Origin of the sequence: Nonomuraea sp. NPDC050383, assembly GCF_044459125.1 — a bacterium.
In the GTDB taxonomy this organism is placed as follows: domain Bacteria; phylum Actinomycetota; class Actinomycetes; order Streptosporangiales; family Streptosporangiaceae; genus Nonomuraea.
In genome coordinates this window covers 171,252-188,871 of record NZ_JBITIP010000011.1, presented here as the reverse complement: position 1 = coordinate 188,871, position 17,620 = coordinate 171,252, and the positions used below count along the sequence as shown (strand labels likewise).

At 72.6% G+C, this 17,620-nt stretch carries 16 protein-coding genes; 1 reads left to right on the top strand and 15 read right to left on the bottom strand.

The annotated features are described in order from the left end of the window. The first annotated feature begins 106 nt into the window (after positions 1-106). Positions 107-301, top strand: a complete 195-nt coding sequence (locus tag ACIBG4_RS26825) for an alpha/beta hydrolase (protein WP_397204161.1) — start codon at positions 107-109, stop codon at positions 299-301. Between the two features lie 15 nt (positions 302-316). On the opposite strand, the gene ACIBG4_RS26820 is transcribed toward ACIBG4_RS26825, so the two are convergent. From ACIBG4_RS26820 to ACIBG4_RS26750, 15 genes are all read right to left on the bottom strand, one after another. Next, positions 317-1,858, bottom strand: a complete 1,542-nt coding sequence (locus ACIBG4_RS26820; protein ID WP_397204160.1) for an aldehyde dehydrogenase (NADP(+)) — start codon at positions 1,856-1,858, stop codon at positions 317-319. Position 1,859: 1 nt separating this feature from the next. Further along, the gene (locus ACIBG4_RS26815) at positions 1,860-3,365 is read right to left on the bottom strand and encodes an NAD(P)/FAD-dependent oxidoreductase (protein ID WP_397204159.1); all 1,506 of its coding nucleotides are present in this window, start codon (positions 3,363-3,365) and stop codon (positions 1,860-1,862) included. Next, positions 3,349-3,633 carry a (2Fe-2S)-binding protein gene (locus ACIBG4_RS26810; RefSeq protein ID WP_397204158.1) on the bottom strand — a complete coding sequence of 95 codons (285 nt, stop codon included), beginning with the start codon at positions 3,631-3,633 and terminating at the stop codon, positions 3,349-3,351. The genes ACIBG4_RS26815 and ACIBG4_RS26810 overlap by 17 nt, the downstream gene beginning before the upstream one ends. Further along, positions 3,630-4,805: an NAD(P)/FAD-dependent oxidoreductase gene (locus tag ACIBG4_RS26805; protein ID WP_397204157.1), complete on the bottom strand. Its 1,176-nt coding sequence runs from the start codon at positions 4,803-4,805 to the stop codon at positions 3,630-3,632. The genes ACIBG4_RS26810 and ACIBG4_RS26805 overlap by 4 nt, the downstream gene beginning before the upstream one ends. Beyond that, entirely contained in the window at positions 4,802-5,485 is a 684-nt protein-coding gene (locus ACIBG4_RS26800; protein WP_310707446.1) for a GntR family transcriptional regulator, read from the bottom strand. Before ACIBG4_RS26800 ends, ACIBG4_RS26805 begins: the two co-directional genes overlap by 4 nt. Then, a complete protein-coding gene (locus tag ACIBG4_RS26795; protein ID WP_397204250.1) occupies positions 5,482-6,435 on the bottom strand; it encodes a proline racemase family protein in 954 nt (317 codons plus the stop codon). The genes ACIBG4_RS26800 and ACIBG4_RS26795 overlap by 4 nt, the downstream gene beginning before the upstream one ends. 44 nt (positions 6,436-6,479) lie before the next feature. After that, complete coding sequence (locus tag ACIBG4_RS26790; RefSeq protein WP_397204156.1) at positions 6,480-7,385, bottom strand: dihydrodipicolinate synthase family protein; 906 nt, start codon at positions 7,383-7,385, stop codon at positions 6,480-6,482. A gap of 66 nt (positions 7,386-7,451) precedes the next feature. Then, complete coding sequence (locus ACIBG4_RS26785; protein WP_397204155.1) at positions 7,452-8,786, bottom strand: aminopeptidase P family protein; 1,335 nt, start codon at positions 8,784-8,786, stop codon at positions 7,452-7,454. Beyond that, a complete protein-coding gene (locus tag ACIBG4_RS26780; RefSeq protein WP_397204154.1) occupies positions 8,779-10,071 on the bottom strand; it encodes an alpha/beta fold hydrolase in 1,293 nt (430 codons plus the stop codon). The genes ACIBG4_RS26785 and ACIBG4_RS26780 overlap by 8 nt, the downstream gene beginning before the upstream one ends. Further along, positions 10,068-10,886: an ATP-binding cassette domain-containing protein gene (locus ACIBG4_RS26775; protein ID WP_310707451.1), complete on the bottom strand. Its 819-nt coding sequence runs from the start codon at positions 10,884-10,886 to the stop codon at positions 10,068-10,070. Before ACIBG4_RS26775 ends, ACIBG4_RS26780 begins: the two co-directional genes overlap by 4 nt. Next, positions 10,883-11,683 (bottom strand): ABC transporter ATP-binding protein, encoded by an 801-nt coding sequence (locus ACIBG4_RS26770; RefSeq protein ID WP_310707452.1) that lies wholly within the window; start codon positions 11,681-11,683, stop codon positions 10,883-10,885. Before ACIBG4_RS26770 ends, ACIBG4_RS26775 begins: the two co-directional genes overlap by 4 nt. Next, positions 11,680-12,669, bottom strand: a complete 990-nt coding sequence (locus ACIBG4_RS26765; protein WP_397204153.1) for an ABC transporter permease — start codon at positions 12,667-12,669, stop codon at positions 11,680-11,682. Before ACIBG4_RS26765 ends, ACIBG4_RS26770 begins: the two co-directional genes overlap by 4 nt. After that, the gene (locus ACIBG4_RS26760; protein WP_355434470.1) at positions 12,669-13,625 is read right to left on the bottom strand and encodes an ABC transporter permease; all 957 of its coding nucleotides are present in this window, start codon (positions 13,623-13,625) and stop codon (positions 12,669-12,671) included. The genes ACIBG4_RS26765 and ACIBG4_RS26760 overlap by 1 nt, the downstream gene beginning before the upstream one ends. A gap of 7 nt (positions 13,626-13,632) precedes the next feature. Then, positions 13,633-15,315: an ABC transporter substrate-binding protein gene (locus tag ACIBG4_RS26755; RefSeq protein WP_397204152.1), complete on the bottom strand. Its 1,683-nt coding sequence runs from the start codon at positions 15,313-15,315 to the stop codon at positions 13,633-13,635. 56 nt (positions 15,316-15,371) lie between these two features. Continuing rightward, the gene (locus ACIBG4_RS26750) at positions 15,372-17,327 is read right to left on the bottom strand and encodes a glycoside hydrolase family 127 protein (RefSeq protein WP_397204151.1); all 1,956 of its coding nucleotides are present in this window, start codon (positions 17,325-17,327) and stop codon (positions 15,372-15,374) included. Between the last annotated feature and the right edge of the window lie 293 nt (positions 17,328-17,620).

Sequence of the window (17,620 nt, the reverse complement as noted above, 5' to 3'; positions counted from 1 at the left end):
CCCTGAAGCTGCCGATCGACTACGGGGACGCCTCGAAGGGCACGTTCGAGCTGGCGATCTCCCGGGTCCGGTCGGCCGAGCCGGGCCTGCGGAGGGGATGCAGAACATGCGCGACCCCTCCACGCCGTTGAGCGGCGCGAGGAAGATGCGGCAGGCGCTCGGCGACCGGGCCAGGATGCTGGTCGTGGACGCGGGCGGTCACGGCTCGTACGTCAACAGCGGCAACGCCTGCGGTGACCGCGGGGTGACCGACTTCCTCGTCACCGGCCGCCGCCCGGCCGACGGCACGATCTGCCGCTGACCGGACGACGCCCTGCTACAGCGCCTGCGGAACGCCGTCCACCGTGCGGGGGACGCCGAGCGGGTTGGCCTCGCGCAGCTCCGGGGGCAGCAGGGCCTCCGGGGTGTCCTGGAAGCACACCGGCCGCAGCCAGCGCTCGATCGCGGTACTCCCCACCGAGGTGGAGCCGCTGGTGGAGGCCGGGTACGGCCCGCCGTGCTGCATGGCGGGGGCGACCGTCACCCCCGTGGGCCAGCCGTTCACGACGACACGCCCGGCCAGCCCGGTCAGCCGGGCCACCAGCTCTGCCGCCCCGCCGTCCGCCTCGCCGCTCTCGTCGGCCGCGATCTGCGCCGTCGCCGTGAGATTGCCGGGCAGGGCGTCCAGCACCGCGTCCCGCTCGGCCCGCGACCCGTAGCGGGCCAGGACGGTGACGGGCCCGAAGCACTCCTCCAGCAGCTCGCCGTGCGCCCCGCCGGCCGCCAGGCCCGACGCCGCCACGGTCAGCATGCCCGGCCGGACCGCGAGCGGCGCGTCGCCGTCGCCCGCCTCGCCGGCCGCGAGGACCTCACGCACGCCGGGAAGCTCGGCGCGGGCGCGCACCCCGGCCAGGAACGCCTCCCGCATGCGCGGGTCGAGCAGCGGCCCGGAGGGCACCGTGGCCGAGACGGCCGCCTCGACGACGGCGTCGCCCGCCGGGCCCTCGGGCAGGAGCACGAGGCCGGGCTTGACGCAGAACTGGCCGAGCCCCTGGGTGTAGGAGGCGGCCAGCCCCGCGCCGATCTCCGCGGCCCGGGTCTCGGCGGCGCGCTCCGTCACCACCACCGGGTTGAGGCTGCCCAGCTCGCCGTGGAACGGGATCGGCCGCGGCCGGGCGGAGGCGATGTCGTACAGGGCCCGGCCCCCGCGCACCGACCCGGTGAAGCCCACCGCCGCCGTCAGCGGATGGCGTACCAGCTCGGGACCCGCCTCGAAGCCGTGGACCAGTCCGACCACGTCCTCCGGCAGCCCGACCTTGACCGCCGCCGCGCGCAGGGCACGGGCGCACAGGACGCTGGTGGCCGGGTGGTCGGGGTGCGCCTTGACCACGACCGGGCAGCCCGCGGCCAGCGCGCTCGCGGTGTCGCCGCCGGGCACGCTGAAGGCCAGGGGGAAGTTGCTCGCCGAGAAGACCGCGACCACGCCCAGCGGCACCTTGTAACGCCGCAGGTCCGGCCGGGGCGCCGGCCGGGCTCCCGGGTCCGCGTGGTCGATGATCACGTCCAGGTAGGCGCCGGACTCCGCCACGTCGGCGAAGGCCCGCAGCTGGTAGCACGTGCGCGCCAGCTCGCCCGTCAGCCGTACCCGGCCCAGCGCGGACTCCGCGTCGGCGGTCGCGGTGATCTCCTCGCCGCCCTCCTCCAGCAGCGCGGCGGCCGTGCGGAGCAGGTCGGCGCGCACCGCGCGGTCCGCGAGGGCCTCCGTGGCGGCGGCCGCGGCCCGCACGGCCCGGTCGACGTCCGACGGCGTCGACTCCGTCGCGACGCGCTCGCGGGTCTCCCCGGTACGCGGATCGACGCTCAGCACGGCGTTCGCCATCTCATCCTCTTTCTTCGGTGGGGTCACTGACGGTCGGGTCGCCGGCGGTCGGGTGCCGGTCGAGGGCGGCCAGCTCGCCCAGGGTCACGGGCGCCGCCAGGCTGCGGGTGGACAGCGGGCGCAGGTCCTCGGCCGTGGTCTCGCGGCGGCTCAGGCAGGCCGCGACGCCCGCGGTCGCGAAGCCGCACACCCGTCCCTGGCACCAGCCCATGCCGGGCCTGGCCAGCATCTTCAGGGTGCGCGGGTCGTCCGCGCCGAGGTCGTCGTGCGCCCGTCGCAGGTCGCCGTAGGAGACCTCCTCGCAGCGGCAGACGAGCGTCTCGTCCCGCAGCCACTCCGTCCAGGCACGCGGTACGGGGTACGTCCGGTGCATGGCCGCGGCGAACCGCCGCCCGCGTCCGATCGCCCCGCGCAGCCGGGTCATCACGGCGGGACTGACCGGGCGGCCGAGCGAGCGGGCGACGGCGAGACCGCTCAGGCGGCCCTCCTGCGTGGCCAGCACCGCGCCGCCCACCCCGGTCGCCTCTCCCGCGACGTACACGCCTTCGACGCTGCTGCGCTGGAAGGCGTCCACGGTCACGACGAGGGAGCCGTCGACGTCCTTCCTCGTGCCGGCGCCGAGCATGAGCGCCAGTTCGAGGGAGGGGGTGAAGCCCCAGCCGAGGGCGACGAGGTCGGCGGCGACCTCCCTGACGGGACCGGCCGGGCGGCCGTCCCGGTCGACCCCGGTCAGCCGGACCGCCTCGACCCTGTCCTCCCCGAGGATGCGGCTCACGACGGTCCTGGTGCGGTACGGGATGCGGTGGCGGGCCAGGAGCGCGGCGTACTGCAGCGCCTCGACGGCCTTGCCGGGGACGGAGGCGGCCCCCACGGGGTCGCGCAGCCAGCCGAGCGTGCCGTTGGCCTCGGCGACGGCCACCACGGACGCCCCGGCCTGCGCGAGCCCGGTGGCCACCGGGAGCAGGAACGGCCCGGTGCCGGCGACCACGGCCCGGCCGCCCGCGAGCGTGCGATGCCCCTTGAGCAGGGCCTGCACTCCCCCGGCCGTCATCACGCCCGGCAGGTCCCAGCCGGGGACGGGCAGTTGCCGGTCGTATCCCCCCGTGCAGAGGACGAGCGCGCGCGCGACGACGTCACCGGCCCCGTCCGCTCCGGACTCCCTTCCGGGCTGCCCGAGGGAGGCGGACGGCGTGGTGCGGAGGGTGAACGCGCCCGTCTCGTCCCGCGTGACGAGGTAGACCTGGCGGCCGGGCAGGTAGCGGATCCGGCCGGCGGCGCCGAGGGCGTACAGGCGGTCGCGGAGCCTGACGAACAGCGGCCAGCCGTGGTGGCCGGCGCGGTCGCCGGGCCGGGCGTGCCTCTCGTCGTAGTGCCGCCAGAACTGGCCGCCGGGCTGTCCGGCGCCGTCCACGACGGCGACCCGGAGCCCGGCCTCGGCGGCCTCGACGGCGGCGGCGAGCCCGGCCGGGCCGGCCCCGACCACGGCGACGTCATGCGTGTCCGTCATGGCCGTCCCCTCCCGAAGCTTCGTGCGGGTCGTCGCCGAGGCGCATGCCGTCGGCGGCCGGGACGAGGCAGGCGCGGCGGTCCGGGACGCCGTCGATGGTGATCAGGCAGTCGAAGCAGACGCCGATGCCGCAGAACAGGCCGCGCGGCCGGCCCGCCTTACGGGTGACGCGCCAGTCGAGGATGCCGGCCGCGACCAGGGCGGCGCCGACGCTCTGACCGGGCTCCGCGGGAACGGCGGCGCCGCGGAAGGTCATCCGGTGGGTCACGGGAGCACTTCTTCCATGTCGGGGAAGCGGTCGGGGGCGAACGGCTTGAGGTCCAGGTCCGGGCTTCGCCCCGTGAGGGCCTGGGCGACGAGCTTGCCGGTGCCCGCGGACAGGCCGATGCCGGCGCCCTCGTGGCCACAGGCGTGCCACAGGCCGGGCGCGCGCGGGTCGGGGCCGATGACCGGCAGGTGGTCCGGGCAGTAGGGCCGGAAGCCCAGGTAGGTGCGCATGGCGCGGACCTCGCGCAGCATCGGGAACAGCGCGATCGCCTTGGCGGCCAGGGCGGCGATCGCCTCGACGGACGGCGTGCGGTCGAAGCCGACGCGCTCCCGGGAGGCGCCGATGAGGATCGTGCCGCTGTCGGTGCCCTCCACGACGGGTGAGGTCTGCAGGGCCGCGTCGGAGCTGGCCACGTCGCCCACGTACTCGGCGGCGTAGACCTTGTGCCGGATCGTGCGGGGCGGCATGGGCTGGGTGACCAGCACGAACCCGCGCCGGGGCAGCACCGGCAGGGACACCCCGGCGAGTCCCGCCAGGCCGCCCGCCCACGTGCCCGCCGCGTTGAGCACCGCTCCGGCGGGGAGGTCGCCGCCGGTCGTGCGCACGCCCGTCACCCGGTCGCCGTCGCGCAGGAAACCCGTCACCTCGGTACGGGTACGCACCTCCGCGCCGAGCCCCCGGGCCAGCCGGAGCAGATGGGCGACCACCAGCATCGGCTGGACCTGGGCGTCCTGCGGGTAGAAGGCCGCCCCGGCGAGCTCCGGCGACAGGTGCGGCTCGTAGCCGGGCAGCTCGTCCCGCCCGACGTCGCGGACCTCGACGCCGTGCCGGCGCTGGTGGGCGCCCAGCTCGCGCAGCGACGCCACGCTCGCCTCCGAGCCCGCGACGACCAGGCCGCCCTTGGCCTCGAACTCCCACAGCCCGGCGTGCTCGGCCAGATCCTCACGCCACACCCGCTGCGAGTACAGGGCCAGGTCCAGCTCGGGACCGGCCTCCTTGTCGGAGACGAGCAGGTTGCCCTCGCCGGCGCTGGAGGTCCCTCCGGCGATGGGTCCGCGCTCGACGACGACCACCCGCAGGCCGGCGAGCGACGCGAAGTACGCGCTCGCCGCCCCCACCACGCCGGCGCCGACCACGACCAGGTCGGCGCCGCCGGCGCTACGGGCGCTCATGTCGCCCCCTTGGCGCCACCCGCCCACAGACCGCGCACGTGGCCGATGTGGCGGTGCATCAGGAGCTCGGCTCCGACGGGGTCGCGGGCCTGGACGAGGTCGAGCAGCTCGTGGTGCTCGGCGGCCGAGCGGGCCAGCCTGCCGCTCTGCAGCAGCGGGGTCAGGCCGAGCAGCCGCGTCTGGGAGCGCAGGTTGGACACGACGTCCACCAGGAACCGGTTGCGGCTGTACCCGAGCAGGGTCAGGTGGAAGACGTGGTCCGCCTCGACGTACCCGACGAGGTCGCCCCCCTCGGCGGCGTCGACGATGGCCTGGGCCAGCCGCCGCAGCTCGGGGAAGTCCTCCTCCGGGATCACGGCCACGCTCTCCCGCACGGCCGGCGGCTCGATCAGCAGCCGTACGGCGGCCAGGTTGTCGAGGTCCTCCTCGGAAACCACCGTGACCCGGAAACCCTTGTTCGGCTGCGGGACGACCAGGCCCTCCTTCACCAGGTCCAGCATGGCCTCGCGCACGGGCGTGGCCGAGACGCCGAACTGGGTGCCGAGCGCCGGCGCCGAGTACACGACGCCGGGCTCCAGCTCGCCGGAGATGATGGCGGCGCGCAGGGCGGCCCTGATCCGGTCGCGCAGGTTCTCCCTGGGACCGATCTCGGGCAGCTCCGGGACCGGTGAGAGGCTCACAGCAGGAACCCCGCGGGGAACGGGTCGGTGGGGTCCAGGTGGAACTGCGAGGTGCCGGTGACCCAGGCGCGGCCGGTGATCGACGGCAGCACCGCGGGGAGCGCGCCCACCGTCGTCTCGCCGAGCAGCCGCCCGGTGAAGCGCGTGCCGATGAAGGACTCGTTCACGAAGTCCTCCCCGATCGCCAGCTCGCCGCGGGCGTGGAGCTGCGCCATCCGGGCGCTCGTCCCGGTGCCGCACGGCGAGCGGTCGAACCAGCCGGGGTGGATGGCCATGGCGTGCCTCGACAGCTTGGCGGTCGAGCCGGGCGCCTTCAGGTAGACGTGGTGGCAGCCGTTGATGTCGGCGCGTTCGGGGTGGACGGGGCGGTCGTGCTCGTTGACGGCGTCCATGATGGCGAGCCCCGCGCTCAGCAGGTCGCCGGCGCGCGAGCGGTCGAAGGGCAGCCCGAGCTCCGCCAGCTCGACGACGGCGTAGAAGTTGCCGCCGAAGGCGAGGTCGTAGCCCACCTCGCCGAAGCCGGGCACCTCGACCTTCTGGTCCAGCGCGTACGAGAACGAGGGAACGTTCTCGATCGTGACCGAGGTCGCCGCACCGTCCTCGACCGCCACGGACGCGACCACGAGCCCGGCGGGCGTGTCGAGCCTGATCGTGGTCACCGGCTCCACCACGGGCACCATCCCGGTCTCCACGAGGACGGTGGCGACACCGATGGTGCCGTGCCCGCACATCGGCAGCAGCCCGGAGACCTCGATGAACAGCACGCCGTAGTCGGCGTCGGGACGGGTCGGCGGCTGCAGGATCGCGCCGCTCATCGCGGAGTGGCCGCGCGGCTCGTACATGAGCAGCGTCCGGACGTCGTCGCTGTTGTCCATGAACCACTGCCGGCGCTCGGCCATGGTGGCGCCGGGGATGACGCCCACGCCGCCGACGATCACCCGGGTGGGCATGCCCTCGGTGTGGGAGTCGACGGCGTGGAAGGTGCGGCGTGATCTCACTTGTAACCCTTGCGGATGACGGCTTCGGTGTCGGCGGTGATGCGGGCGGTCAGCTCGGGCGAGAGCGGCAGGCGCGGCGGCCGGCAGGCGCCGCCCTTGAGCCCCGCGAGGTCCATCGACAGCTTGATCGACTGGACGAACTCGGTCCGGGAGTCCCAGCGCAGCAGCGGGTGCAGGTCGCGGTAGATCCGCGACGCCTCCGCCAGGTCGGCCGGGTCGCCCGAGGTGGCCAGCTTGTAGAGGCGGACCGTGGCCTCGGGAATCATGTTCGGGTAGCCGGCGATCCAGCCTACCGCTCCGGCGATGCCCAGTTCGAGCAGCACGTCGTCGGCGCCGATGAGCAGGTCCAGGCCGGGCGCCAGCTCGGCGATCTGGTACGCCCTGCGCACGTCGCCGGTGAACTCCTTGACCCCGACGATGAGCCCCTCGCCGAACAGCTCGGCGAGCAGGTCCGGGGTCAGGTCCACCTTGGTGTCGATCGGGTTGTTGTAGGCGACGACGGGCAGCCCGGCCTTGGCCACCTCGCGGTAGTGCTGGACCACGGCCTCCCGCTCGGCGCGGTAGGCGTTCGGCGGGAGCAGGAGCACGGACGAGGCTCCGGCCTCGGCCGCCTGCTCGGCCCAGCGGCGGGCCTCCTGCGCGCCGTAGGCGGCGACGCCCGGCATGACGCCGAACCCGGCGGGGGCGGCCTGGACGGCCGTCTCGACGACGCGGGCCCGCTCCTCCGGGGTGAGCGTCTGGTACTCGCCCAGCGACCCGTTGGGCGTCACGCCGTCGCAGCCGCCCGCGGCGAGGAAGCGCACGTGGTCGGCGAACGCGTCGTAGTCGACGGACAGGTCGTCGTTGAAGGGCAGGGCCGACGCGACGTGGATGCCGCGCCAGGGCGTGGCGGCGGTGGTCATGCTGAGGTCTCCTCTGTCAGGGTGTCCGAGATTACTGGTGCAATGTCACATCGACTACATGGCTGACTACACGGCGGCCATCCATTTCTCCAGCCCAGGTGCGTCGAGGGGCAGCGCGGCGGACAGGACCTCGGCGCCCTCGGCGGTGACCAGGAGGTCGTCCTCGATGCGGACGCCGATCCCGCGCAGCTCCGGGGGCACGGTCAGGTCGTGCGCGTGGAAGTACAGTCCGGGCTCCACGGTGAGCACCATGCCGGGCGCCATGACGGCGCCGTGGTAGGACTCCTCGGGCGCCCTGGCGCAGTCGTGCACGTCCAGGCCGAGGTGGTGGCCGATGCCGCACACCAGGTAGCGGCGGTGGTGCTGCCCGGTGTCGGACAGCGCCTCGTCCACCGAGACGGGCAGCAGTCCCCAGTCGGCCAGGCCGTGCGCGATGACCTCCATGGCCGCGTGGTGGAAGTCCGTGAAGCGCCGGCCCGGGCCCACCGCCGCGAGGCCGGCCCGGTGCGCCCGCTCCACCAGGTCGTGGGCCTGCCGCTGCGCCGGGGAGAACGTCCCCGACGCGGGGAACGTCCTCGTCACGTCGGCCGTGTAGTACGCGTGGGTCTCCACGCCCATGTCCAGGAGGACCAGCTCGTCCGGCAGCACCGGGCCGTCGCAGCGCACCCAGTGCAGCGTCGGCGCGTGCCGGCCGCTGCCCACGATCGAGGCGTAGCCGGGGCCGTTGCCGTAGGCACGGGCGTAACGGTCGAACGTGCCCTGGAGCCACCGCTCGCCGGGCCCGGCCACCGCGGCGGGGATCTCGCGGACGACGGCGGCGAAGCCCTCGACCGTACGGTCCACCGCCTCGCGGAGCTGGCCGATCTCCCAGTCGTCCTTGAACATGCGCAGCTCGGCCAGCGTCCGGCCGACCTCCTCGTCCAGGGGCGCGGCCGGGTCCACGCCGAGCTCCGCGAGCTCGGCGTGCGGCCGGACCGGGACCTCCAGCGCCGCCGCCCAGTCCTCCAGGCCCGGCGCGGCCCCCACCCAGAGCTCGCCGTACCTGGCGTCCGTCCAGAACCCGGGCTCACCCGGGTAGGCGGGGGGCGGCAGGTAAAGGGTGGCGTCGGCGCCGCGCAGCACCACGACGGCGTTCTCCACCGCGCAGCCCGTCAGCCAGAAGAAGTCGCTGTCCGGCCGGAAGTCGTAGGCCGTGTCGTTGCTGCGGGTCGGCGCCTCGCCCGCGCCCAGCACGACGGTCCGGCCGGGGAGCGCCTCGGCCAGCCTGGCCCGGTGGGCCGCCGCCGCCCGGGCCGCGCCCGGCACGACCGGCGGGGTCCGGTCGGGCGTGGCCCAGCCGGTGTTCATGTACGCGGTGAACGCGGGGATCTCGGAAAGCTTGGGGGGCCTGCCTTCACGCACCGGTGATCTCTCCTCCCATGTCGCGGATCAGCTCGCCCAGCCGGTCGAAGACCCTGGGGTCGCTGATGCCGTCGTGCTCGTACTCGTTGGTGACCCAGCACCGGGTGTTCCCCACCCGGGAGGCGGTGTCCAGTTGCAGGCCGGCGTCCACGTACATGTCGTCGTAGTAGACGGCGGCGGCGACCGGGACCTCGTTGGCGGCCAGCCGGTCGAGGTCGTACAGCGGGGGCCACTCCGCGCGGGCGGCCATCGCCTCGACGGCGCCCCGGAACGGGCGCAGCTCGGCGATCTCCTCGAACATCCAGGGGTAGATCATCTCGCCGGTGAACAGCAACGGCCTGGCCTCCTCCGCGAACTGCGGATGCCGGGCCCGCTCCTCCTGCGCCGCCCACGCGGTCGCGCCCGCGCCGTGGCCGTAGATGCTCTCCTGCAGCGCCGCGAACAGCGGGTTGTCGCTGTAGGAGCTGCGTGCCAGCACCTGGTGCAGGAACACCGCCGACAGCTCGTCCCCGTTGAACGCCTCGTCGAGCAGGTAGTGCATGCGCTCGTAGCCGGGCTTCATGCCGAAGTCGATGCCGAGCGACTGGAGCCGCCGGACCGTGAGCACATCGCCGTCGGGCAGCAGCACGTCGCCGCCCGCCAGCCGGTCGGCGATGCGGCCCACCTGCTCGACGTGCTGCGGGTAGCGCCGGTAGAACTCCTTGTTCTTGGCCTCGACCCGCGGGTACGTGCGCCGGTAGACCTCGGCCGCCGACGGGTCCAGGCCGGCCAGGCCGCCCGTGACCCGGCACGAGCTGAGCCCCTCCGGCGCCACCGACAGGTACGTCAGCGTGAGGAAGCCGCCGTACGACTGCCCGATCGTGCTCCAGCGCCGGCCGCCGAAGAACGTCCTGCGCACGTGCTCGTGGTCGGCCACGATCGCGTCGGCGCGGAAGCACGCGAGGAACTCGGCGCCCTCCTCGGCGGTCGCGAACGCGCTCATCCGGCGGCCGTCGATCCGGCTGCTGCGGCCGGTGCCGCGCTGGTCCATCACGATGACCCGGTGCGTCTTCAGCGCCTGGCCGATCCACCCGTCGGCGTTGAGCGGGCGCGGTCCCTTCCCGCCGGGGCCGCCCTGCAGGTAGACCAGGCACGGCAGGTCCTCGCGGGCCCGTCCCGGGTCGACGAGCTCGCGGAAGAAGAGGTCGATCCGGCCGCGCGCCGGGTCGGACCAGTCGAGCGGCACGGGCGTGACGTGGTCGCGCACGAGCATGCCCGGGATGGTGTACGTGGCGGTGACGCTCACTGGGCGGCCCTCCTTCTGCGGTCCCATTCGGGGTTGATCCGGGGGATCGCGGCCAGCAACGTTCGGGTGTACTCGTCACGCGGAGACCGGAAGACCTCCTCGCAGGGACCCTCCTCCACGATCTTGCCCTTGTTCATGACGGCCACCCGCTGCGCGAGCTGCCGGACCACGGCCAGGTCGTGGGCGATGAAGATGTAGCTGAACCCGCTCTCCCGCTGCAGCCGCCGCAGCAGCTCGATGACCTGGGCCTGGACGGAGACGTCCAGGGCGGACACGGCCTCGTCGCAGATCACCAGCTTGGGGTTGACGGCCAGCGCCCGCGCGATGCCGATCCGCTGCGCCTGCCCGCCGGAGAACTGGGCGGGGTAGCGCTGCGCGTGGTCGGGGTTGAGGCCGACCCGCTCCATCAGCTCCCTGGTGTACGCCCGGCGGCCGCCCTTCGGGGCGATGCCCTGGTAGTCCAGCGGCGCCATGAGGATGCGCTCCACGGTGTGCCGGGGGTTGAGCGAGGAGAACGGATCCTGGAAGACGACCTGCACGTCGGCGCGGTAGCGGGCGAGCCGGGCGCCGGTGGCGCGGGTGATGTCCTCGCCCTCGAACTCCAGGGTGCCGGAGGTCGGCTCCATCAGCTTGGCGACGATCCGCGCGCTGGTCGACTTGCCGCACCCGGACTCGCCGACGACGGCGAGGGTCTCCCCGAGCCGCACGTCGAAGCTGACCTCGTCCACCGCGGTGAACTCGGTCCTGCGCCGGTACGGTCCGCGCACCGCGAACCGCTTGGTCAGGTCGCGGGCGCGGAGCAGCACGTCACTCACAGGACCACCTCGTCGTCGATACGCGGGATGCTCTCCAGCAGCATCCGCGTGTAGTCGTGCCGGGGCGCGGAGAAGACTTGCTCGGCGTCGCCGTACTCGACCTGCTCGCCACGGCACATGACCAGCACGCGGGTGGCGATCGAGCTGATCACGGCCAGGTCGTGGGTGACGAACACCATGCCGGTGCCGGTCTCCTGCTGGAGGCCGGCCAGCAGGCGCAGGATCTGCGCCTGCACGGTCACGTCCAGAGCGGTGGTCGGCTCGTCCGCGATGAGCAGCGCGGGCGAGCAGACCAGCGCCATCGCGATCATGATGCGCTGCCGCTGCCCGCCGGAGAACTGGTGGGGGTAGTAGCCGGCCCGCCGCTCGGGCTCGGGGATGCCCACCTGGGTCAGGGCCTCGACGGCGACCTTCCTGGCCGCCCGCTGCGAGCTCTTCCTGTGGGCCCGGTACATCTCCTCGATCTGCAGGCCGACCGTGTAGTACGGATTCAGGGACGACAGCGGGTCCTGGAAGATCATCGAAGCCTGTTCGCCCCGGATGCGGCGCATCTCCCTGTCCGTCCGGCCCAGCAGCTCGACGCCGTCCAGCCGGATGCTCCCCCGCGTGAGGGCCCCGGACGGCAGCAGGCCCATGACGGCCAGGCTGGTCATCGACTTGCCGGAGCCGGACTCGCCCACGATGCCGACGGTCTCGTTCCGCCCCACCGTGAACGACACGTCCTTGACCACGTCCACGGGGCCGCGCGTGGTCGGGAAGGTCACCGTGAGGTCCTCGACGACGAGCAGCTCGCTCATGACACCCTCACTCTCGGGTCGAGACCGGTGTAGAGCAGGTCAACCACGACGTTGCCGGCCATCACGAAGAACGCGGCCAGGAGGGTGACCGCCATGATCACCGGCTGGTCGTTCTTGGCGATCGAGTCGGCCGCCATCTTGCCGATGCCGTTGAGGCCGAAGACGGTCTCGGTGATCAGCGCGCCGCCCATGAGCGCGGCGAAGTCCATGCCGAAGATGGTGACGATCGGGGTCAGCGCGGGCCGCAGCGCGTGCCGGCGCATGGTGAGCACCGGGCTCATGCCCTTGGACCGGGCGGTGCGCATGAAGTTCTGCGCCAGCGTGTCGATCACGTTCGCCCTGGTCAGGCGGGCGTACAGGCAGGCGTAACCGGTGGCGAGCACCAGCCACGGCATGAGGTACGACTGGAACCACAGGACCGGGTCGTCCGAGAACGGCACGGCCGAGGGGAACGGCAGGATCTGCAGCTTGACCACGAGGACGTACTGCAGGGTCAGCGCGAGCACGTAGTTGGGGATGCTGGCGCCGCCGAGGGCGAGGCCCATGGCGGCCCGGTCCCACCAGGAGCCCTCCTTGACCGCGCTCAGCAGGCCGGCGGCGATGCCGACGATCAGCCAGAGGACCGCCGCGCCCACCGCGACCGTGGCGCTGACCGGGAGCCGGTCCACGATCATCTGCGTGACCGACTGGCTGCTCTGGAAGGAGTAGCCGAGGCAGGGCGCCGGGCAGTGGATGAGGTTCGCCCCGCTGCCGTAGTCGCGACCGGCGACGATCCCGCTCACGTAGTCCCAGAACTGGGTGACGAACGGCTGGTCGAGCCCCAGCGAGGTGCGGATCTGCGCGACGCGGTCGGGGGTGCAGGTCTTGCCGCAGATCATCAGCGCCGGGTCCGGCGACAGCTTGAAGAAGATCAGGTACGTGAACAGGCAGACCAGGAAGAGCAGGACGACGAGCCCGGCGATCCGGCCGGCGACGTAGCGGGCCATCAGGACGCCTCCCCCGCGTCGGTGGCGGCGCGGACCCGGTCCCCGAGCACGGTCAGCGAGAGCACCGTGAGGAAGAGGAAGAGTCCGGGCACCGCGAAGTACATCGGGTCGGTCGCGTACCAGCTCACCGCACTGGAGATCATCTGGCCCCACGAGGGAGTCGGCGGGGTGACGCCGACCCCGAGGAACGACAGGCCGGCCTCGGTGCCGATGTAGCCGGGGACGGCCAGGGTCGTCATGACGATGAGGGAGTTGCGGAGGTTCGGCAGGATCTCCTTGAACACGATGGCCCGGGTGGACGCGCCGGAGGCGCGGGCGGCCTCGACGAACTCCCGGTTCACCAGCGTGAGCGTCTGCCCGCGCACCACCCGCGCCAGGTACGGCCAGCCGAACACGGTGATCACCGTGACCAGCAGGACCGAGCGGTTGCCCGTCGGCAGGGACGACAGGATCGCGATCATGAAGATCAGCGCGGGGAAGGCCATCAGGAAGTCCATGACGCGCGAGATCGCCTGGTCCACCCAGCCCTGGTAGAACCCGGCCAGCAGGCCGAACACCACGCCGAGCAGGGTGGTCAGCACGGTCGCCGAGATCGCGATCAGGAACGACACGCGGGCGCCGTAGGCGATGCGGGCCAGGATGTCGCGGCCGTTCTGCGGCTCCACCCCGAGCAGGTGGTCGGCGCTGACACCGCCGAACGAGCCGCGAGGCAGCCCGCCGAGGTTGGTGTCCACGGCGGCGGGGTCGAAGTCGTTCGGCCCGTGCCCGGTGACGGCGGAGATCAGCGGCGCGCAGATCGCCATCAGCACGACCAGGACGAGGAACGCCGTGCTGAGGACGGCGCCCCGGTCGCGCAGCAGGGCGCCCGCGATCCGGCGCCCCTCCGTGGCGGGCGCGCTGCCCGCGCCCGCCAGGGGGTCCGCCATCGCGTCGTGCGAGGTTGCGGCGGTGGTCATGGCCGTCCTACTTGCTCGGGTCCTTGAGCCCGACCGAGACCAGGTCGATCCCGGCGGAGTACGAGTCGTTGAGGTAGGCACCCGCGATGTTCTCGCCGATGACCGTCACGTTCTTCTCGTAGAGCAGGGGCACGATCGGAGCCTTCTCCATGATCTGCTTGTCGAGCTCGCCGTAGGCCGCGTTGGCGGCGCTGACGTCGGTCATCGCGGCGATCTCGTCGATCTTCTTGTTGATGGCCTCGTCGTCGATCTGGGCGAGGTTGCTGTTGCCCTTGTCGAAGATGTTGCGGCCGTCGAACAGCGGAGGCAGGAAGGTGGCACCGGACGACCAGTCCGGGCACCAGCCGGTGAGGGCGGCGTCGTGCTGGCGGGCGGGCGTGCCGATCACCTCGTAGAAGGTGGACGTGTCCATGTTGTTGATCTTGACGTTGACGCCCAGCGGCTTCAGCGACTCCTGGATGGCCACCGCCATGCCCTGCTGGCGCGGCACCGGGCGCACGTCCAGGGTCAGGTCGAAGCCCTTGTCCTGGCCCGCCTCGGCCAGCAGCTGCTTCGCCTTGGCCGGGTCCGTCGGGTACGGGTCGTAGTCCAGCCGGCCGACGATCGTCGGCGGCTGGATCGCTCCGCCCTTGGTGGCCAGCGTCGTGCCGCCGTCACCGGCGACCACGTTGTCCTTGTTGATCGCGTAGTTGATCGCCTGGCGGACCCGCACGTCGTCGAGCGGCTTCTTGGTGGTGTTCAGGCTCATGTACGTGGTGCAGCCCATGTAGCCGGACAGCGTGCGCGCCTTGTAGCGCGGGTCCTGGATGCGGGCCACGGTGGCCGGCTGGATCGCGCCCGCGATCGCGCTGGCGTCCGCGCCCTGCCCGGCGAGCATGCGCTCGTCGATGGTCGCGCCGTCGATCCCGAAGCTGAACTCGAACGCGTCCGGCTTGGCGGCGCGAACCGTGTCCGTCGCGGCCTTCCAGTGCGGGTTGCGCACCAGCTTCAGCTTCGAGCCACGCTGGTAGCTCTCCACCTTGTACGGACCCGACGCGATCGGCTTGGCGTCGAACGCGGCGGCAGCGCCCGTGCCCTTGGGGAACGGCACGAAGTTGGGCTGCACGAGCGCGCTAGCGAAGTCGGCGAACGGCTTCTTCAGGTGGAAGACGACCGTCTTGGGGTCCGGGGTCTCGATCGTGTCCAGGTCTCCCGAGACGTACGGGCCCTTGTAGTCCTTGGGCGCGTCGATGAGCAGCTTCGCGTAGGGCGAGCCGATGCCGGCCTCCGGGTCCCAGGCGCGCTCGAAGCCGAACTTCACCGCCTCGCTGGTGATCGGCTTGCCGTCCTCGAAGAAGATGTCGTCCTTGAGGGTGAACGTCCACGTCTTGTTGCCGTCGGACGGGGTGCCCGTGCTGGTGGCGAGGTCGGGGACCACCTTCGTGCCCTCGGTACCCGGGCCCGCGCCGAACGTCGTCAGACCCCGGTAGATGAGCCGGTAGAAGTTGTTGACCCCGCCGTCCCAGCCCCGGGCCGGGTCCAGGTGGGAGAAGTCGGCGGTCTGCAGGACGTGGACGGTGCCGCCGGAGGTGGCGGCCGGGGCCCCGTCACCGGAGGCGGACGCTTGCTTCTCCCCGCCTCCGCCGCCACATGCCGTGACTGCCAACGTGGTGAGCACCGCGACGCTGGCGAGCGTGGCCGATCTCCTCATTGTGCCTTCTTTCGAGCTGGCTTTCCGTTTACCGAAGCGACGCCGGGGGGCCGCCGTCACTGTGTCCTGATCCACACGCGCATGGCCTCGGGCCTGCGATTGCCCCACAGGAAGTAGGGGAGGAGGGCGGCGGAGACGTCCGCCGTCCCGCTGGTGCCGGCGTCCGTGCCGAGCTCGGGGTAGAGCTCCGCGGACGCGGGGGTGACGACGCTCGCCGGGACCCGGAGAACGACGGCGCCTGCCGGCTCCTCGGAGATGTTCGCGCCGGAGATGTTCGCGCCGGAGATGTTCGCGCCGGAGATGTTCGCGCTGGAGATGTTCGCGCTAACAATGTCGGCCGGAGAGAGCACGAGGTCGTCCACCTCGGCCGGGACGTCCGGCTGCTCGACGCAGTAGACCAGCGGCCCACGGGCGACGGCCACCGCGCCGCGGGCCGCGTCCACGTACAGGTGCGCCCCGTGCGCGCGTACCGGCATCGGCAGCGCCAGGCGCAGGACGTCGCCCTCCGCCCACCGGCGCTCGACGGTAAGCCAGCCGTCCTCGGCCGTGACCGGCTCGCCGTCCAGCGTCACGCCACGCGCCCAGGCCGGAATCCGCAGCTTGAGCGCGTACGGATGCGCCGGGGCCCGCTCGATCGTGATCCGGACGTCGCCGTCCCACGGGTAGGCCGTCTCGACGGTCAGCGCGACGGCGTCCGTCTCGACGCGGGCGTCGGCGTACTGGGCGAGGAAGAGCGCGCCGTCGCGCTCGGCCGCCGCGTAGTCGCCGAGCTGGGCCATCCACCGGACGATGTTCGGCGGGCAGCACGGGCAGCCGAACCACGACCGGCGCAGCTCCTCGCCACCGGTCTCGGCGCCGCTGCGCTGCTCGTGGTCGGGGCGGCGCTGCAGCGGGTTGTCGTAGAAGAACGCCTTGCCGTCGGCGGACAGCCCGACCGCGTAGGCGTTGTAGAGGACGCGCTCGAACACGTCGAGGTACTTCGCGCCCCCCGTGGCCAGGAACATGCGCCAGCCCCACTGCATCGTGGCGATGGCCGCGCAGGTCTCGCTGTACGCCCGCTCGGACGGCAGCTCGTACCGGTCGCCGATGGCCTCGTCCGAGTGCCGGCTGCCGAGCCCGCCGGTGATGTACAGCTTGGCGGCGACCATGTCGTCCCAGAGGCGCTCCAGGGCCTCGAAGAGCGTCCGGTCACCCGTCTCGATGAAGACGTCGGCCGCCCCGGCGGCGAGATAGGCCATCCGCACCGCGTGTCCGGTGACCGACGGCAGCTCGCGGAACGGCAGGTGGTCCTGGAAGTACTCCGGCGGGAAGATGCTGTGCTTGAGCTTGCCCTGGCCGCGGCGGTCGACGAAGAGCCGGGCCTGCGTCAGGTAGTCGCGCTCGCCGGTCTCCCGGTAGAGCTCGACGAGCGCCATCTCCACCTGCGGATGGCCGCAGACGGCCTCCTCACGGCCCTCGCCGAAGCGCCGCACCACCAGGTCGGCGAACCTGACCGCCACGCCGAGCAGCCGGTCGTCACCCATCCGCCGCGACGCCGCGACGGCGGCCTGGATGAGGTGGCCCAGGTTGTACAGCTCATGCCCCCAGGCCAGGTCCTCCCACGGCTTCTTGGCCGCGTCGGGGTCCTGGAAGAACGAGTTCAGGTAACCGTCCTCGGCCTGCACCCGCTCCAGCAGGTCCACGACCTCGTCGAAGAACTCCCGCTCACTCTCGCCGGCCTCGCCGCGGCCGATCTCGTACGCGAGCCCTTCGAGGGTCTTGTACAGGTCGGTGTCGAGGAAGGGGTAGCGGCCCCGGTAGGGCGGCGGCGCGTCGTCCGCGACGAGCCTCCGGAGGTTGTCGACGTTGCCCGCGGCCCGCAACTGCTCGACGGTGTGCGGGATGGTCGCGCGCCGGTTGCGGTCCTGCCACTGACGGAGCAGACCCCCGGTGATGCGCACGCCGGCGACCGGGACGACGGCTCCGGCCCGGGTCCGTACGGCTCCGGCCTGCTGCTCGATCTCCTCAGACATCCATCCGTCTCCTAGTGCTGTGTGGCATTGCACTGCACCCTAAGACTGCGTACGGTCATCGCCAAGAGGTGAACGGGAAGATGCACGATTCGTTATAAAAACCCCAGACGGTGATCTACCTGCACGTTTTCTCGCGCTGGGAGGGGCGGAAGCGGCTGGCGGCCGGACCCGCTTCCGCACGCCGCGACCTGGGACGACGTCCCCGCACCCAGGATCCTCTCGCAGAGCAATTGCACAGGCGGACTTTCCCGATGTGAGGTCACGCCGGTGCGGCCGTACCCGATCCCCGGGGC

Excerpts from the sequence above, each read along its gene's own strand:
- ACIBG4_RS26825 (WP_397204161.1), top strand. The coding sequence starts at position 107 with ATGCGCGACCCCTCCACGCCGTTGAGCGGCGCGAGGAAGATGCGGCAG.
- ACIBG4_RS26820 (WP_397204160.1), bottom strand. The coding sequence starts at position 1,858 with ATGGCGAACGCCGTGCTGAGCGTCGATCCGCGTACCGGGGAGACCCGC.
- ACIBG4_RS26815 (WP_397204159.1), bottom strand. The coding sequence starts at position 3,365 with ATGACGGACACGCATGACGTCGCCGTGGTCGGGGCCGGCCCGGCCGGG.
- ACIBG4_RS26805 (WP_397204157.1), bottom strand. The coding sequence starts at position 4,805 with ATGAGCGCCCGTAGCGCCGGCGGCGCCGACCTGGTCGTGGTCGGCGCC.
- ACIBG4_RS26795 (WP_397204250.1), bottom strand. The coding sequence starts at position 6,435 with ATGCCCACCCGGGTGATCGTCGGCGGCGTGGGCGTCATCCCCGGCGCC.
- ACIBG4_RS26790 (WP_397204156.1), bottom strand. The coding sequence starts at position 7,385 with ATGACCACCGCCGCCACGCCCTGGCGCGGCATCCACGTCGCGTCGGCC.
- ACIBG4_RS26770 (WP_310707452.1), bottom strand. The coding sequence starts at position 11,683 with ATGAGCGAGCTGCTCGTCGTCGAGGACCTCACGGTGACCTTCCCGACC.
- ACIBG4_RS26765 (WP_397204153.1), bottom strand. The coding sequence starts at position 12,669 with ATGGCCCGCTACGTCGCCGGCCGGATCGCCGGGCTCGTCGTCCTGCTC.
- ACIBG4_RS26760 (WP_355434470.1), bottom strand. The coding sequence starts at position 13,625 with ATGACCACCGCCGCAACCTCGCACGACGCGATGGCGGACCCCCTGGCG.
- ACIBG4_RS26755 (WP_397204152.1), bottom strand. The coding sequence starts at position 15,315 with ATGAGGAGATCGGCCACGCTCGCCAGCGTCGCGGTGCTCACCACGTTG.
- ACIBG4_RS26750 (WP_397204151.1), bottom strand. The coding sequence starts at position 17,327 with ATGTCTGAGGAGATCGAGCAGCAGGCCGGAGCCGTACGGACCCGGGCC.